The 17,366-nt window shown below is 40.3% G+C and carries 12 protein-coding genes; 2 read left to right on the top strand and 10 right to left on the bottom strand.

Features of this window, described 5'->3' with window-relative positions:
* Nucleotides 1-312 precede the first annotated feature (312 nt).
* The 3 genes from RI845_RS00740 to RI845_RS00730 form a co-directional block, all read right to left on the bottom strand.
* Complete coding sequence (locus RI845_RS00740; protein ID WP_348387844.1) at nucleotides 313-1,251, bottom strand: alpha/beta hydrolase family protein; 939 nt, start codon at nucleotides 1,249-1,251, stop codon at nucleotides 313-315.
* Nucleotides 1,252-1,349: 98 nt separating this feature from the next.
* Nucleotides 1,350-1,733, bottom strand: coding sequence for a hypothetical protein (locus RI845_RS00735; protein WP_348387843.1), 384 nt, complete (start codon nucleotides 1,731-1,733; stop codon nucleotides 1,350-1,352).
* A gap of 11 nt (nucleotides 1,734-1,744) precedes the next feature.
* Entirely contained in the window at nucleotides 1,745-1,942 is a 198-nt protein-coding gene (locus RI845_RS00730; protein ID WP_348387842.1) for a hypothetical protein, read from the bottom strand.
* A gap of 170 nt (nucleotides 1,943-2,112) precedes the next feature.
* On the opposite strand from RI845_RS00730, the gene RI845_RS00725 reads away from it, so the two are divergent.
* Both RI845_RS00725 and RI845_RS00720 read left to right on the top strand, forming a co-directional pair.
* Nucleotides 2,113-2,484 carry a GntR family transcriptional regulator gene (locus RI845_RS00725; RefSeq protein ID WP_348387841.1) on the top strand — a complete coding sequence of 124 codons (372 nt, stop codon included), beginning with the start codon at nucleotides 2,113-2,115 and terminating at the stop codon, nucleotides 2,482-2,484.
* A gap of 1 nt (nucleotide 2,485) precedes the next feature.
* Nucleotides 2,486-3,322 (top strand): hypothetical protein, encoded by an 837-nt coding sequence (locus RI845_RS00720; protein WP_348387840.1) that lies wholly within the window; start codon nucleotides 2,486-2,488, stop codon nucleotides 3,320-3,322.
* Between the two features lie 317 nt (nucleotides 3,323-3,639).
* Here the strand turns inward: RI845_RS00720 and RI845_RS00715 are convergent, their stop codons facing one another.
* The 7 genes from RI845_RS00715 to RI845_RS00685 all read right to left on the bottom strand — a co-directional run bounded on the left by RI845_RS00715 (nucleotide 3,640) and on the right by RI845_RS00685 (nucleotide 17,364).
* Nucleotides 3,640-5,409, bottom strand: a complete 1,770-nt coding sequence (locus tag RI845_RS00715) for an alpha-amylase family glycosyl hydrolase (RefSeq protein WP_348387839.1) — start codon at nucleotides 5,407-5,409, stop codon at nucleotides 3,640-3,642.
* Nucleotides 5,410-5,430: 21 nt separating this feature from the next.
* On the bottom strand, nucleotides 5,431-7,611 hold the full coding sequence (gene malQ, locus RI845_RS00710; RefSeq protein ID WP_348387838.1) for a 4-alpha-glucanotransferase: 2,181 nt from the start codon (nucleotides 7,609-7,611) through the stop codon (nucleotides 5,431-5,433).
* Nucleotides 7,611-9,749, bottom strand: coding sequence for a glycogen debranching protein GlgX (gene glgX, locus RI845_RS00705; protein WP_348387837.1), 2,139 nt, complete (start codon nucleotides 9,747-9,749; stop codon nucleotides 7,611-7,613). Before glgX ends, malQ begins: the two co-directional genes overlap by 1 nt.
* A 6-nt stretch (nucleotides 9,750-9,755) precedes the next feature.
* Nucleotides 9,756-11,972: a 1,4-alpha-glucan branching protein GlgB gene (gene glgB / locus RI845_RS00700; protein WP_348387836.1), complete on the bottom strand. Its 2,217-nt coding sequence runs from the start codon at nucleotides 11,970-11,972 to the stop codon at nucleotides 9,756-9,758.
* A gap of 40 nt (nucleotides 11,973-12,012) precedes the next feature.
* On the bottom strand, nucleotides 12,013-14,478 hold the full coding sequence (locus RI845_RS00695; RefSeq protein ID WP_348387835.1) for a glycogen/starch/alpha-glucan phosphorylase: 2,466 nt from the start codon (nucleotides 14,476-14,478) through the stop codon (nucleotides 12,013-12,015).
* Nucleotides 14,479-14,794: 316 nt separating this feature from the next.
* Nucleotides 14,795-16,636, bottom strand: coding sequence for a 2Fe-2S iron-sulfur cluster-binding protein (locus tag RI845_RS00690; protein WP_348387834.1), 1,842 nt, complete (start codon nucleotides 16,634-16,636; stop codon nucleotides 14,795-14,797).
* Nucleotides 16,636-17,364 (bottom strand): PepSY domain-containing protein, encoded by a 729-nt coding sequence (locus RI845_RS00685; RefSeq protein ID WP_348387833.1) that lies wholly within the window; start codon nucleotides 17,362-17,364, stop codon nucleotides 16,636-16,638. The genes RI845_RS00690 and RI845_RS00685 overlap by 1 nt, the downstream gene beginning before the upstream one ends.
* Nucleotides 17,365-17,366 lie beyond the last annotated feature (2 nt).

Raw genomic sequence — 17,366 nt, 5'->3', positions numbered from 1 at the left:
TGTCATAATGTAAAGTATATTTTACTTTCAATTAAGATAGACGTTAAACAAAACAAAGTCAAGCATACTTTACATAAGGACAAGTGAACATAACTAAATTGATAAGGTTAGAAGTTGCGTAGAAGTAGGAATACACCGTCATTCCCGCGAACGACTCCACGGATGGAGAAGGTAGAGCGAAGCAGGATGCCCGAGCCGAGGCGGGAATCCATGTTTACGGCAGCTTTGTGCCATTTTGAGTCAATCAGTTAAAGCTTAGCACTGCTGCTAAAATCTAAAGAACCTTAGTTCCCTAGATAAGCCACCGCGGTATTACTTCAAGTCACTAATCCAATCAGCAATGCTACTTAACGTTAATAGCGACAGCGTTTCTTCAATATGCTGATATTCGGTCATCGCACCAGTCTTAGAGCGTTGAAACATATGATTATGATTCGGTAATATAACTACTTTAGAGAGATTTACGCCATTTTCCGTTAACGCGTGTTCCATCACTTTCGCGTGATCTTCTGCACTAACTTGCACATCTTTATCTCCGTATAATGCCAATGTTGGAATATTGAGCTTAGTTAAATAGTCGACAGGCTGGTGCGTTAAAAATGCTTTATACCAATCGCCTACTAACATCTTTAGCCGAGGTTCAGGCAATGACCCGCCACCTAATCGCTGTAATTGTGTTTGTGATGTATCATCAAGTTGTTGCCACTTGGTTTGATACACCGTTTTTAGCTTTTGCTTTAAATCATCCTTGGATAAGTCAGCATATTGAATAACGCTTTTATTGAGGCTTTTGGTGATTTGGCTACCCTTTGTCGAGGTATCTTTTGACATTCCGTTAGATAACAATATCTTTTTTATTTGATTCTCTGAAACAAATCGACCACTTCGACTAGGCCCGGCTAACAGTGTGATAAAGTCGACTTTAGAGTTTTGTGTTGCAACAATTGGCGCAATCAATCCACCTTCGCTGTGGCCAATTATTCCAACTAAGCGGTTATGTAATTCAGGTTGAGCATTTAAAAAATCAATGGCACTGCTTGCATCATCAGCAAAGTCATAACTTGTTGCACCATCAAATTGTCCTTGAGACTGACCAACACCGCGATCGTCATATCGTAGTACCGCAATATTTTTTCTTGTTAAATAATCAGCTAATACAAGAAACGTTTGGTGTCCCATAAATAATTGATTTCGATCTTGCGGCCCAGACCCTGTGATAAGAATAACGCCTGCAATAGGGTTAGCTGGCAAACTCAAGGTACCAGCTAACTCAATACCACTCTTTTTATTGGTAAACCTTACCTCTTTTTCTTGATAAGGTAATTTTCCTTTAGGCTCTTGAGGGCGTTTTAGTTTTTTTTTACAGCAGCAGTAGCACCTTGTTCCATTTGAAGAGGAAAAGACTGACCACTTTGATTCCAATTTCCGATTAACTTGCCACCTTCAAAGCTTGCCTCGTATCTCGCGCCAGCGACGGCAATATTAAAAGCAACTTTGTTACCATTCACCTCAACAGATTTAACTGGTATATCTTTTGCGCCTTGTAATGGACTATCCATAGTGGCACTTAATTTATCGGATTCTTGAGTAACATTGAAAATTATCGGAACCGATTGTTGTCCGATCTCGAGATTACCTTTCCATTGGCCTGCTAAATTTGCTGCTGACGAAGCAAAACTAAGTAATACACTTGTCAAAATGGCAATCACCATAGTTGATTTAATTAAATTCATTATCTTTCCCCTTACTTACACTTTCTATTTGTTGAACGTAAAAAATTTGGTCCGCTAAAACGTATTAAAATGGCAAAAAAAACTGTCATCATGCCAATTTGTTTTCCTTCAGGATCTGCATCTTTCAGCAACCACGCCAACACTAAAATGCCAACACCACCCCCTACATCACCTAGTAATTTGCATTGCTTTTTTGTCATGTTAAACATCATAGACTCCTCAAATTTGTCTGTTATATGCCTCTTATTAAAGAGATGTACTACATGTACTAGTAATACAATAGACTACTTGTATTACGATTACAAGTAGTACAACCAAAAAAAAAGTGCTAAGCTTAAGCAATAGAGAAAAATTAAGCGAAAGAATCCTAGGGTTTACAATGAATATTGCGATTGATGAAAACTCGACAACCCCCATATATAAACAGATTGTTGAACAGGTTAAAGCAGCTGTAGCCTCTGGTGAATTAGCTGTAGGCACACAGCTTCCCTCAATTAGACAAATTGCCAATGAAGTAGAAGTAAACCCAAATACGGTAGCTAAAGCATTTAAAATACTCGAACGTGATCAAGTAATTGTCTCAAAAGGTTTTAGAGGTACTTTTATAAATTCAACGGCAAGCGAACATCTAGATGAAAATATGCAATCTAAGGTTGAACAAGAATTAGCTGAAGCGATTCAAAAACTACGCAAATTTGGTGCTATTGATTCTGAAATAAGAAATAGTTTTAATGCTATTATGAAAAATTAATATGACCGTTATCACACCAGAAACCATTATATTATTGGCAATTTTAGTACAAGCTCTGGTTATTTCTGTTGTCTCTCCGTTTCGGTGGGGACAACAACAAATGAGGCTTTTTCAAAAATATCCGCCGAGCCAGTATCCAAAATTTTATGTCTATTCAATAAAAACGGAATGTACACTCTTATCCGTTAGGGTATTACTAGATCTCATCGCGCTATTTGTTATTGGTTATCTATTATTCTCTGCAAATATTCTAAGCAAGCAAACCAATGTATTTACCACGTGGGTATTTTGTACAGCTATTCAACTGGTGCCATCTCTTTATTCATTGATAACATTGGAATTGTCAGCAATAAAACGTAAAAAAAAGGTCACCGTTAACACCAAAAAATTTAGCCTGGTTGCTCGTAGTATCTTTGATCATATCTCGCTTATTCATCTAACGCTATTATGTTTATCTGCTCTAGTCACATTGAATATCATCTTTTCAAATACGCAGCTTGGCACAACAAAGCAGTTTGGGTTATCAGCACTTTTTGTTGTTACCAACTTGTTGCTTGCTCATCGTATATATGTCGCCATATACGGCAAAAATCATGACAAGCTTATTAAAGATGAGGATAGAACGAATAAAAGAAACCAAGATGTTCAACGAAGTTTACTTGGTATCGCAGCGGCTATCCTTATATTTTCCCTGTTAGGTATGATGGGTGCAAAAACCAGCAACCAAAGTATTTGGCTTATTGTTCCATTTAGTGTTTTTATCCAATTAGCCATATTAAATCGTAGCCAAAGATGGCATGCCGAAGATATGGATGTATATAAAAGCACTAACTTATAGCAGAACTTTTTATTCATCAGTTTTAGGAAGTGATTTAATAATTATACGTCATACCGGAGGAGCACTAGCGACATCCGGTATCTCCTCGAGTAACAGTGTGCTTATAAAAGTTTGAAATTCTTAATTTTAGAGCCTCAGCATACTTCAGGAGGTCCCGTGTCTCGCTTTGGCTCGCACAGGATGACGGTGTGTTTTTTCTTAAATAAGGTCGTCGCTTATCGCTCATAAGCGCCTTCAGATTACAAATCAATTGCCAAAATGTAAAAAGCCGAAACTAAGTTCGGCTTATAGTAAATTTAACAAGTGTGTTTGTTAGGCTATTTCACAGCTTTATAAATCGCATAGCTTAACGGCGCTAAATTGATGGTCACTACACCATTGTCTTCACTTTTATCTTTAGCCAACACTACCGGCTCAAACCCTTTATATGACATTGTCATGGTTTGGCTTTGATCTGTTGTTGCTGTATTGGCAACGATTAAATACTGGGCATTTTCATCAGTGCGAGTAAAGGCATATAATCCTGGTGTTTTTTGCGAGTAAACTTGCTCTTGCTTACCATGACGCAGGGCATCATGCTCTTGGTATAAATTAGCCAAATTTACCAAATTTTGATAAAGCACATGGCTTTGATCAAAGTTCGCATCTGCTGTAGTTGCATCGGTACCAAGCAAATCATCATCATTATAAATATCGACTTTTGAAGGCATCATATCTTGACGGGAATTTTTATCGTTACCGTCACCAACAAAACCCTGTTCGTCGCCATAATAAACCACTGGAATGCCGCGAGAAAAATACATTAACGCATTAGATAATTTCACTCGTGCCAGCTTTTCAGCCTCGCTCATATCAGGGTTTTCTTTATCAAGAATGTGAGCAAATCGTCCCATATCATGATTACCGGTAAAGGTGACCAGCATGCTGGCATCACTGTCTTCATCTTGATAATGGTGATCGCCATTGAAAAGGGTTTCGAGTTCATCTGTGCCTTTATGTTCTACCAACGCTTTTGCTATCGCACCTTGCAAAGCAAAATCTAAAATTGATTGCATCTTGCCAGTAGTGGTAAACGTGCTTAGAAATTCCGGGGTAAAATCGTAAACTTCACCAAACATGAAGAATTGTGGAATACCTAATGATTTGGCATGCTCAACTATGGCAGGAGAAAACTCTGTCCAAAATTCCATATTCACATGTTTGACCGTATCAATTCTAAAGCCGTCTGGTTTAAATTCTGACACCACGCCTTTGAACACCTCAATTAAGCCCGCGACTACTTCAGGATTAGCGGTGTCAATATCATCAAGGCCGGCAAAATCACCGTAAATTGCACTTTCGCCTTCCCAGGTACTGTCGCCTTGGTTGTTGTAATACTTAGGGTCATTTAACCACTGCGGCGTTTTAATATTTTCACTGCCCTCGGGGATAAATACCGAGTATTCATCACCGCTAGCTACTTGCTCCAATGTTTTGTAGTCACATAAACCAGGATTGGCACCAAGCCATTGTTTACCGTCTTCACCATGACACTCTTTGAATTTAATAACATCGGCACTGTGGTTGGCAATAATGTCAAAAAACACCTTCATATTCAGCGCGTGGGCTGCATCGATTAAGTCTTTTAAGTCTTGGTTAGAGCCTAAGTGCGGGTCAATTTCAGTAAAATCCAGAACCCAGTAGCCATGATAGCCAGAGCTGTCGCCCTGCACTGCTTGGTTACGCATTATTGGCGTCATCCAAATTGCAGTAATACCCATGTCTTGCAAATACGGCAGCTTTTCTTTTAAGCCGATAATATCACCACCGTGATAATGGCCGTTGCTTGTTGGATCAAAACCACCTTGTGATTCTAAAATTGTGGCTGAGCCATTGTCATTACTGCTATCACCATTATGAAATCGGTCTGGCATGACAAAATAAAAAACTTCATCACGAATGTCGCGTTCCAAGTAGTGTGGTAGCTCAGCACTAATTTTTGCTGTTTTTATCTGAGTTTCAACGTGCGTCGTTTGCTTATTTGCAGAATCACAAGCACTTAACGTTAAGGCGCAAAACCCTAAAAATGTGGTTTTTATAAAATTCATAATCTTTCCTATACCTTAAGGTTACCCTTTTGGTCGCTCCTGATTCATTACATCAACTAAATTGTTCATATCTTGTTGTTGCCAAAACTCTTCAATGGTAAATGGCAAACGGCGACGCCAGTTTGGATGCTCATCTATGGTACCAGGTATATTTACCTGCTCTGTTAAGCCTAAAGCATCTTCAAGTGGTACCAATAAAATACGGCTTGGCGCTTTGGCCAAAAATGCTTGTACCGCGCGAGATAATTCTGAATTCATCACCGCAGGTTGTGTTTGCGGGAAATTCTCTTTGCTAAGCACGCCTTCATATTCAAGTGCGCCAAGTAATTGTTCTCGGTCAGTCACTCGAGAGTTACGTTCATTAATGCCCATTTGCTCATTTGGGTATAAGTTCAGCTCTTGACGCCATTTCAAATCATTGCCAGTCCACCAACCGGCGATGGTTGATAAGTCATGAGTAGAAACCGTTACCATTGATTGTTCTGAGTAAAGTTCAGGACGGAAAAATAAGCCATTATCCCAACGTTCAAAAAACAATACTTTATAAGACAGTAAGCCTGCCGCTGCCATAATGTCACCAAAGCCATCAGGTACGTTACCTAAATCTTCACCAATGACCACACAATTATTACGACGCGATTCGAGCGCTATGATGCGGAAGATGTCTTCCAGCGGGAAAGTAATATAAATGCCTTGGTCAGCTGCCATACCAGGCGCAACCCAATATTGACGCATTAGCCCCAACACATGATCAATACGAAGAGCCCCGGCATGACGCATATTGCTGCGTAACGCTTTAACCAACGGCATATAGCCCTTTTCTTGCAATGCTACGGGGTTAATAGGAGTTAATCCCCAGTCTTGCCCTAAAGTATTCATCGCATCAGGTGGTGCGCCAACGGCTGCGCCAGATACATAACTGTGCTTATCTGCCCAAACCTCGGCGCCACTGCCATCACAACCAACCGCTAAATCTAGATATAACCCTACTGGCATATCATCTACTTTTGCTTGCGCAGCTGCATCGCCTAACTGGCTGTCGGCAATAAACTGTAAAAATTGGAAATAGCCAATACGCTCAATATTGTCTTTTTTAAATTGCTCAACCTCAACACTGTGTGGATCTTGAAACTCTGTTGGCCAAGCTTTCCAGCCATAGGCATGCTCATCAATGGCGCGAAAGTGCTCATAAAGCGCATCAAACGTTGCTAATTCAGATAAGTCATCGCCCATTTCAGTAACGAAGGTTAAATACTGCTTAGCAAATTTTGTATTTTTCGGTAAATGGTTAGCAACAAAATCTTTGTATAATAATTCTAAAGCTTGAAATTTAAGATGTGCCGCATGTGGGTAGTCAATAAATTCCTGGCTGTTAGCTTGGCTAACTTGCTCTTTAAACGTAGTTGAATTTACTAACGTTTGAACTGCCGTGCAGCTGTTAAAGTTAATAACACTGGTAACATCGATATAAAGCGTATTTAAAAAACAACGACTTGTCGGTGAATAAGGGCTGATATGGCCCGGGTTATTTGGATACAAGGGGTGTAAAGGATTCAACCCTATCGCCGTTACACCACGCTGTGCTGATTGCTTAACTAGATTTTTAAGATCGCCAAAATCGCCCATGCCCCAACTGTTGTCTGATTTAACCGAATACAATTGAGCAGCTAATCCCCACATACGATAATCTGCAGCATCATTTGGGCTATAACATTTTTGCGGTGCAACAATTAGATGACCGGTTGCGGTGTTTTCCCCTAAGCTAACCGATAATGAATGATACCCTTCTGGTAGGTTAGGTAACACTACTGCAAGCTTTTTATATACCGTACCATTAACATCTTGCTCGGCAATAACGCTTAGCTCAGCAACATCTACAACACCGGTTAATATGCTGCCATCTTCTTTTGATACAAGCCATTGTAGGTTGCTGTTTAAATCAGCACTGGCAACGCTGATCCAAGCGCTATGAACAGCCTGCTCTGATTTAACCATTTGCATTGCCGGTAAAAGCGAGATCCATGAAGCTTCACGTAACTGCTTCACACTCGCTAATATTGCCTCATCGCAGTCAACGTTGTAGTTCATTGCCGTAAGTAATGCTTTTAACGCATCTTGATTGGCAGCAACCGAGTTACCATAACTATCAATATAACTGGAGTGAAAACCTACCTGTTCGGCAAGTTGTTGAATAGCTGTCATTATTGTATTCCCTGTGTATCGTGTTGACTGTAAGTCAGTACCGAACAACTAAACGGAGCAACAGACAATAAGGTATTATCTATTAATGTGTTAGTGATTTCGGCGGTGCTATCAGCGGTATTTATTATTTGAATCCAATTACCGGGCAAGTTTGGTAACTGAAAATTGCTAGCCACGTCGGCAGCATTAAAAATTATTAATAAAGCGTCATCATTAGAAACGTTTGCTTTTTTGTTCTCATCGAAATTGTTGGTATCGGCCAACATCATGGCAAAACTTTTAAGTGCCTTGTTGTGCCAATTACTTTCATCCATAGCTTCGCCATGACAATTAAACCAACTGATATCGGGCAAACCTGTTTTGGCTGAAACTTGTTGCCCGTGTTGATAATTTAACCGGTTAAGTAATGGGTGTTGCTTACGCAGCTTAATGAGTTGTTTAACAAAGTGAACTTGTTGTTCGTCTTGTTTGTCCCAATTAATCCAGGTAATTTCATTGTCTTGGCAATAGGCATTATTATTGCCATATTGACTGTTATTACGTTCATCGCCAGCAAGCAGCATTGGCGTACCTTGCGATAAAAATAGCGTTGCTAAAATATTACGTTTTTGTTGCTTGCGTATCTTATTAATGTTGGCATCTGACGTTTCACCTTCAACGCCGTAATTGCGGCTAAAGTTACTCTTATGGCCATCTCTGTTTTGCTCGCCATTGGCTTGATTATGACGTTGTTCAAACGTTACCAAGTCATGAAGGGTATAACCGTCATGAGTAGTTACTACATTAACGCTGGCATATGGACGTCTGCCGTGATGTTCAAAAATATCACCACTACCATGTAATCGTCGGGCAAATTCGGCGATCATGTTGCCTTCACCACGCCAAAAGCGTCGAACGGCATCACGATATCTATCATTCCACTCATACCAATTCCCCGGGAATTGACCAAGCTGATAACCACCATGGCCAATATCCCATGGTTCTGCGATCAGCTTTACATGAGCTAACACAGGATCTTGACGAAGTGCAGCAAAGAAACTTGAATGACCATAAAAATTATCATTACCCTGTAAATCCTGACGACCTAATATGGGAGCTAAATCAAAACGGAAGCCGTCAATGCCCATCACTTCAACCCAATACCGCAAGCTATCCATAACCATTTGTAAAACACGCGGGTGGGCTAAGTTTAGGGTATTGCCACAGCCTGAATGGTTGATATAAAAACGTTTATCTTGTGGTTCTAAACGATAATAACTGGCGTTATCGATACCTTTAAAACTGTACGTCGGCCCCATGTGATTGCCTTCAGCAGTGTGGTTATAAACCACGTCTAATATGACTTGCAATCCGGCTTGGTGAAACGCATCAACCATTTGTTGAAACTCAATTAAATCTTGCTGCTGGCAATACCTGGGCTCTGGCGCAAAGAAGGCGATAGAGTTGTAGCCCCAATAGTTTTTTAACTCTTTTTCTAAGGCAAATGATTCATCAAAAAAGCCATGAACAGGCAGAAGTTCTACACTGGTAACACCCAGATCTTTAAGATATTCAATTACTGATGGATGAGATAACCCTTTGAAAGTACCACGCATTTCAACCGGTACATCTGGATTCAATTGGGTAAAGCCTTTTACATGCGCTTCGTAGATTATGGTTTCATTGTCGTTAACTGTTACGGCATTGTTTAAACCAACTAACGGCTCAACTACAACACATTTTGGCATGCAGACGGCGTTGTCAGTATGATCGATCATTAGATCTTGCGCACACGAATTGATGTCAAAACCATAATGGCGTTCTGACCAAGTAAAACTTTTATTTAATTGCTTCGCGTACGGGTCCAACAATAGTTTAGCAGGGTTAAATCGATGGCCATTATGTGGTTCATAAGGCCCATGCACTCGATAACCATATAAGGTTCCCGGCTGTACTTGTGGTAAATAGCCATGCCAAACTTCATCGGTATATTCGGTTAACTCTACCCGACTTAATTCGGTTTCAGTAACCTTGTCGAACAAACAAAGTTCAACCTTAGTGGCATTGGCAGAAAACAAGGCAAAATTAGTACCGCTACCATCAAAGGTTGCGCCTAAAGGATAATGTTTACCTGGATTTACCAACTTAGCTAAGGTCATCAATAATTAACCTTGTAACTCAAACATCACAGTAGCAAGCGGCGGCACGGTGATTTCAATTGAATCTGTGCGCCCTTGCCAAGGTCTGTTTATTGATTGTGTGCCTAGCGGGTTACCAACATTACTGCCACCATAAATGGCTGCATCTGAGTTGAATATTTCTCTGTGATAGCCGGCTTTTGGCGTACCAACACGGAATGCATGTTGTACTGTTGGAGTAAAGTTACACACCACTAACACTGGATTCGTACCATTTTGGCCATAACGCACGAAGCTATAAATAGATTGCTCAGCGTTATCATGATCAATCCAATCAAAGCCGTCTTTTTCACAATCCAATTGATGCAAGGCCGGCATGGTTTTATAAAGATGGTTTAAGTCTTTAACTAATTTTTGCACGCCATTATGGTTGTCGTTTTCCAGCAAATGCCAATCTAAGCCTTGATCGAAGTTCCACTCCGCTCGTTGACCAAATTCGCAGCCCATAAATAATAATTTTTTACCGGGATGAGCCCACATAAAACTGTAATAAGCGCGTAAGTTGGCAAATTGTTGCCATTCATCACCAGGCATACGCGTTAAAATAGAGCCTTTGCCATGCACCACTTCATCATGGCTTAACGGCAACACAAAGTTTTCATCAAACGCATACACTAAGCCAAAACTTAATTCATTATGGTGGTGTTGACGATAGATAGGATCGCGTTTCATGTATTCAAGCGAATCGTTCATCCACCCCATGTTCCACTTATAACCAAAGCCTAATCCGCCATCACTTGTTGGGCGAGATACTCCCGGCCAAGAAGTAGACTCTTCGGCTACCGAAAATGCACCTGGATAATCGGCATAAAGTTCTTCGTTAAATTCTTTTAGAAATGCAACCGCTTCCAGATTTTCATTACCGCCATGCTCATTTGGGATCCACTCGCCATCGGCTCGGCTATAATCCAAATACAACATCGATGCGACCGCATCTACTCGAATGCCATCAACATGATAGGTATCAAGCCAATGCATAGCACTTGCTCGTAAAAAGTTTGCCACCTCTGTACGACCATAATTATAAATTAAAGTGTTCCAGTCAGGATGAAAGCCTTTGCGTAAATCTTCATGTTCAAATAAACAGGTGCCATCAAATTTTGCCAGGCCATGTTCATCGATGGGGAAATGACCAGGTACCCAGTCAATCAACAAACCAATCCCCGCGTTATGACAAGCCTGAACAAAATATTTAAAATCTTGCGCATTGCCAAAACGAGCAGTAGGAGCAAACAAGCCAACGGGCTGATAACCCCATGAGCCATCGTATGGAAATTCACTTACCGGCATTAGTTGAATATGGGTAAACCCCATTTCTAGCGTATACGGTATTAAACGTTTAGCGATATCTCGGTAGTTTAAAAACTCATTATCTTGGTCTCGTTGCCAAGAGCCTAAGTGCAACTCGTAAATTGAAATAGGGCTGCTTCTGTCATTGCGTAACTGACGCGAATTCATCCACTGTTGATCATTCCAATCAAATTCTACTTCTGCACTAATAACTGACGATGTTTCTGGACGCATTTGCGCTTGCGCGCCGTATGGGTCAGCTTTCAATGGCAGTAAATTACCGCTATTGTCTTTTACTTCAAATTTGTAATGACAACCTTCGACAACCGGTGTATGAGCTGCGTTTTCAGCAATAAATATTTCCCACATGCCGCATTCCAAGCGCTTACGCATTGGGTGTATACGACCATCCCAATTATTGAAGTCACCTACTACCGCAACATGGCTGGCATTAGGCGCCCAAACAACAAAAGACACACCGGTTACGCCATCATGTTCAACACAATGAGCGCCCAGTATTTGATATGGCTTTTTGTGTTTGCCTTCATTAAACAGGTAAATATCTAAATCGTTTAGCACTGGCGAGCAAGCAAAAGGGTCAGCTATAGTTTTTTCACCGTGCGCTGTTTGCACTTTTAACTGATATGAAAAATGCTTTTTACGACGAGTAACTTTACTGAAAAAACCTCGTTCATCAATCTTATCAAGCTTGGCAACAACTTTGCCCTTCTCATCTAACAACGATACTTGGATTGCGTCAGGCAAAAACGTGTTTATCTGCAAGTAGCCTTTATGATCGGCGTGCAAGCCTAAAAAGCCATATGGGTTTGAGTGACTCGCACTGGCTATCGCCTGTACTTCACTCAACATTTTGGCTTGAATATCATTTTGCATTAGCTATTTTTCCTAACGATGCCGTTGTTAAACATCTGATTTAATCCTGTGAACTCATTGGCGTTAATTTCCAAATATTGTCTACGTAATCTTGAATAGAACGATCGGACGTAAATTTACCCATTTTTGCAGTATTAATGATCGCCATGCGTGCCCAACGTGCTTTGTCTTTATAAGCGTTATCGAGCGCAATATTAGCTTTTGCATAATCAGCAAAATCGGCTAATAATCGATACGGATCGCCGCCATCAAGTAAACTGTGCGCAACAGCAGACAATTCACCCGGGTTACCTGGTGTAAAGTAGTCGGTTAACAACCAATCTAAACAAGCTTTAATTTCTTCATCATTGTTGTAGTAGTCATAAGGGTTATAACCGTTTGCTTCTAACGCTTTAATATCATCAACGGTATTACCAAAAATAAAGATATTGTCATCGCCTACTTCTTCAGCAATTTCAACATTCGCGCCATCCAAGGTACCAATAGTAATCGCACCGTTAAGCGCTAATTTCATGTTACCGGTACCAGAGGCTTCTTTACCTGCAGTAGATATTTGCTCAGACACATCGGCCGCTGGAATAATTTTTTCGGCAAGGGTTACGCGGTAATTCGGCATGAACACAACCTTTAACTTACCGTTTATACGGTCATCATTATTGATTTTGTCTGCAACTTTATTGATCGCGTAAATGATTTCTTTTGCCAGGTAATAACCCGGTGCCGCTTTCGCGCCAAAAATATACACTCTTGGGTGCATGTCGTAATCTGGGTCTGCCAATAAACGTCGATACAGCGCAAGAATATGTAAGAAGCTTAAGTGTTGGCGCTTGTACTCATGTAAGCGTTTAATTTGCACATCAAAAATTGCATCTGGACTGACTACAACACCGGTACTTGTCAGAATTTCTTCAGCAAGCTTAACCTTGTTGTTGTGCTTTATTGCCATAAACTTTTGCTGAAATTTTTCATCATCTGCAAATTTAGCAACGGCACTCAACGATGATAAGTCTTTCGCCCAATCACTTTTTACCTTGCTGTCTAATAACTTAGAAAGCTCAGGGTTACAGGCTTTTAACCAACGACGCGGTGTTACACCATTAGTTACGTTGGTTAATTTACTTGGATACAGTTGATTAAATTCAGGGAATAAATCACTTTTCACTAAGTCCGAGTGAATTTGTGCAACGCCATTGACTTTGAATGAGGTAACCACACATAAATGCGCCATACGCACCATTTTTTGCGGGCCTTCTTCAATGATAGATAAACGGCGACGCATCTGGTGATCGTTTGGCCACAATGCTGCTACTTCCTGATCGAGGAAAAACTCATTGATGGTGTATAAAATTTCTAAATGACGTGGCAACACACGTTCAAACATATCTACCGACCATTTTTCCAGTGCTTCTGGCAATAAGGTGTGGTTGGTATAAGCGAATATTTCACGACACATGGCAAATGCATCAGACCAAGTAAATCCTTGCTCATCTATTAGGGTGCGCATTAGTTCTAAAATCGCGATAGTTGGGTGAGTATCATTTAATTGAATCACCACTTGCTTACTAAACTGTGACCAATCATCAGCATATTGCTCTTGATAGCGTTTAATAATGTCTTTTATTGAACAGGCACAGAAAAAGTATTGCTGAATAAAACGTAGTTCTTTACCGGCATCAGTTTCATCATTTGGGTAAAGTACTTTCGAAATAGTTTCCGCATGGTTTTGTGCCGAATGAGCATCTTGGTATGCACCAGAATTAAACTGGTCCCAATCAAAATGACTCGATGCCCGTGATTCCCATAAACGTAAAACGTTTACCGTTTTAGAGTTATAACCGACAATTGGCACATCCCATGGCACACCTTTAATCGTTTGACCGCTATGCCATACTTTTTGCACACTGCCATCAGTATTGGCAATGGTTTCTACATGGCCAAACAACGGAATATTTTGTACTGCTTCTGGGCGACATACTTCCCAAGGGTTACCATATTCACGCCATTCATCTGGTGTTTCAATTTGACGACCTTGATGAAATTGCTGCTTGAATAAGCCGTGTTCGTAATGAATGCCATAACCAACAGCATTAAAGTCCATGGTGGCAAGTGAATCCAGGAAACACGCAGCTAAACGGCCTAAACCACCGTTACCTAACGCTAAATCGTGACCTTCTTCAAAGATGTCTTCTATTTCAAAACCAAGACTGGCAACGGCTTTTTGCGCAACGTCGAACAAGTCTAAGTTATGTAAGTTGTTCGATAACATACGGCCCATTAAATACTCTAATGACAGGTAATTAATTGAGCGGCTTTTATGTTCTTTATGGTATTGATTTGTTTCTGTTAGTTTTTCATAAACTACTTCGTTTACTGTTAAGCAAACGGCACGCAAAACCGCAGTTGGGTCTTGCTGATAATCTGTTTGAGAGGAAGTAAAGTTTAAATGCTGTACTACTTTCTTCTTGAACTGCGCTGCAGTTAACGGCTTTTTAATTGCTGTGGCCATAATAAGTCGGTTCTCTTTTGATAACTCTGATCAACCCTTTACGGGAAAAATGCAAACGCTTATTGTTGCTTTAATTAAGTTTATTGCTCTAGCGCTTGCTTGAAAATTGGGCAATTTATTTACTGACTATAAAGTTACGATAAATTGCAGATTTAGTGAAATGACTACATACGTATGCATAGCTGAAATGCCATGCATACGTATGCAAAATGCAATAAAGCAACGCAGTTAGGGAGTGATTGCATGAAAAGTACCCTGAACTCATCGGTAATGAGTTCAGGGGAAAAGATAAACTTGAATAGATTAGGTGCTGGTTTTAAGCAAATGAATCAAATGCGATGTTGCTTTCATCTACTCCAGAAGAGATTAAGAATTCAATCGCGTCATTCATTAAGGCTGGTGGACCACATAAATAAAACTCAATATTATCGATATTACCTAATGCCGTTAGTTTTGATTTAAGGGTGTTTTGAGCATGCCCAACAGCACCATGCCAACTTTCGTCCGGCTGAGAGAGTGTTGGATAATAAAAGAAATCATCATTGTCTTTTGCCCATTGACTAAAATCATCTGCATAAAGTAAATCGGTTTGTTTTCTAGCGCCGTAAAAAAAGTGAAGAGCACGAGGCGGTTGCTGGTCGTCTTTTGCCAAGGCGAGTTGCTCAATGATTAAAGATCTCAACGGAGCCATGCCAGAGCCAGCCCCTAAAAACACCATAGTTTTACTACTATTTTCCTTAGCATGAAAATCTTCAAAAGGGCCAATCGCTTCGACTGACTTTCCTACATTTAAATTGCACAAGTAACTTGAAGCAACCCCGGGAAGGATTTGCTTATTTGGCGCTGTTTGTATTTTTATGGTAAATACCAATTCATCCGTAGTCAGAGTTGATTCTGCCAGAGAGTAGTTACGTGTGCAGGCTAAATGTTCATACTCTAAATGCTCTATATGTTGCCAGTGAGGTTTGTGTTCCTCTGGAATATTTAACGGTATAGAGCAACCTTTCGTAGCAGGTATCATAAAGCGCACAAATGCCCCTGCTTTATACTTAACTTTACTGCCATCAATAACTTTAAATCGTAGCTCTTTAATCATCGGACTAATAAAGCTGCTTTTAACAAGTTTCAAAGCAAGCTTTTGGGCACGACTCACATCAACTAATGTCATGCTGTTCACGTCATTACTAAAATGTTGACAGGCTAAACGATAGCCTTGCTGTAACTGTGTATCAGTAAAGTGTTGATGATCAGCACTGGTAACCTCTACGGAAGGATTTACCAATATGCGACAACGGCCACAGGTACCACCTCCGCCACAACTCGACGGTAAGGCAATATCATGCTCAATCAAGCCATCAAGCAAGTTACTATGCGTAGATAACGTAACATTACCCATACTGTTTCTATCTTTGTCGAACAGCTTTACATTTTTCTCGCTTGCTAATGCTTTAATTTTATATTGGCCTCTTAAGCCTAAATCAACAGTCCAAATAAGCCCTGTTAACGACAACCATAAGGTGATAAATGCAAACAACATCATTTGCACACTATTAAAGCTACCTTCATTACCATAATCCATAAAATGTAGCATGAAGAAAAAATCGGCAAAACGCTTGTCATCGTCGCTGTGTCCAACAACTCGCCCAGAACCAGCTTCGATATAGACACTGGTATTAATCTCATCGGAGAAATTAATTTGCCAAGTGGCATTTTTTTGCTTAGGGATATCCTCTATTGAATGGTGCAACAGTTCAACAGAAACAACATCACCCGGCCCCGTATATGACTGTTTAGCTAGGGCTGTGGCTAAGCGTTGTTCAATAACAAGCTGCTCACCTGTATAGGCATTTACTAGACTATAGTGGTTCTTAAAATGCTTATATAATCCCTTGGCATGGGTAAGTAAGTAGTATGGCTCTCCCAACAAATGGGTTTGAGTTAAAGAAATACTCGACTTGTTCGCTTGCAATACAACTAATGGTTCAACTAATAATGATTGTTCAACTTCAATATGCTGATGTTTACGGTTTTTATAAGTATTTCCTGCGGCCTTTGTATGGTCCATCGTATTAAAAAATATGCCGCTAATAAGCCAAAGTAACAATTGAATACCTACGATTACGGAGGCCCACTTATGAATCTTTCTTATAAATGGCATTATGCGCTGCCTTCTAGTTCTGTTGGGCTTGTACTGTCCGTTACTTTCTTCGCTTTAAACACACGAAAGTAAGTCAAAACAAGTCCAAAAATTGCTGCGGCAAGGCCCAATAAAGCGGCGCAGAACAGTAATAAATTTTCGATATTTTCACCATCATCGTAATCCATTACATGAAAGCGAAACATCCAATCGAACAATCGCCAAAACTCATGCCGCTTGCCCACTAACTTGCCAGTTTGCGCCGACACATAGATTGATGGCGAACCAAAATCATCAAAATTAATTCGCCAAGCTGGCAATGCTCTAGGGCTTAATTCAAAGGGCGGATTGTCGGTGAACAGCTCGACATCTTGTACCGAGCCATCACCTGAGTAATAGTATTGTGCCGCTTTAATAGCCGTTGCTTGCTTTAGTGGCGAGAGCAACTGCCCATTACTGGCATCAACTAAATGAACGACACCTTGGCTGGCAAATGAATACACTTCTTTATCGATAAACTTACCAACACTGACATTCGTTGCATCAGGGTACTGTTCACGTAACTCCTTAACAGAATAATGGATATTTTCGACATTTATTGTGTCTTGATGATTGATGACCAAGCTATCGCCATGAATATAATCGATATCAAAAAATACCATATACGCACCGCTGACTGACCAAATCACAAATTGTGCACCAATAAAAAGCATCAGCCATTTGTGATATTTTCTCGCTGTTCTTTGCAAAC

Origin of the sequence: Thalassotalea nanhaiensis, assembly GCF_031583575.1 — a bacterium.
In the GTDB taxonomy this organism is placed as follows: Bacteria; Pseudomonadota; Gammaproteobacteria; order Enterobacterales; family Alteromonadaceae; genus Thalassotalea_A; species Thalassotalea_A nanhaiensis.
Note: the sequence above shows the minus strand (reverse complement) of the source record. Positions and strands in the feature narration are given on the sequence as shown.

Coding starts and splice junctions, on each gene's coding strand:
- glgB (WP_348387836.1), bottom strand. CDS start 11,972: ATGCAAAATGATATTCAAGCCAAAATGTTGAGTGAAGTACAGGCGATA.
- RI845_RS00715 (WP_348387839.1), bottom strand. CDS start 5,409: ATGAATTTTATAAAAACCACATTTTTAGGGTTTTGCGCCTTAACGTTA.
- RI845_RS00720 (WP_348387840.1), top strand. CDS start 2,486: ATGACCGTTATCACACCAGAAACCATTATATTATTGGCAATTTTAGTA.
- RI845_RS00725 (WP_348387841.1), top strand. CDS start 2,113: ATGAATATTGCGATTGATGAAAACTCGACAACCCCCATATATAAACAG.
- RI845_RS00695 (WP_348387835.1), bottom strand. CDS start 14,478: ATGGCCACAGCAATTAAAAAGCCGTTAACTGCAGCGCAGTTCAAGAAG.
- RI845_RS00735 (WP_348387843.1), bottom strand. CDS start 1,733: ATGAATTTAATTAAATCAACTATGGTGATTGCCATTTTGACAAGTGTA.
- malQ (WP_348387838.1), bottom strand. CDS start 7,611: ATGACAGCTATTCAACAACTTGCCGAACAGGTAGGTTTTCACTCCAGT.
- glgX (WP_348387837.1), bottom strand. CDS start 9,749: ATGACCTTAGCTAAGTTGGTAAATCCAGGTAAACATTATCCTTTAGGC.
- RI845_RS00690 (WP_348387834.1), bottom strand. CDS start 16,636: ATGCCATTTATAAGAAAGATTCATAAGTGGGCCTCCGTAATCGTAGGT.
- RI845_RS00730 (WP_348387842.1), bottom strand. CDS start 1,942: ATGTTTAACATGACAAAAAAGCAATGCAAATTACTAGGTGATGTAGGG.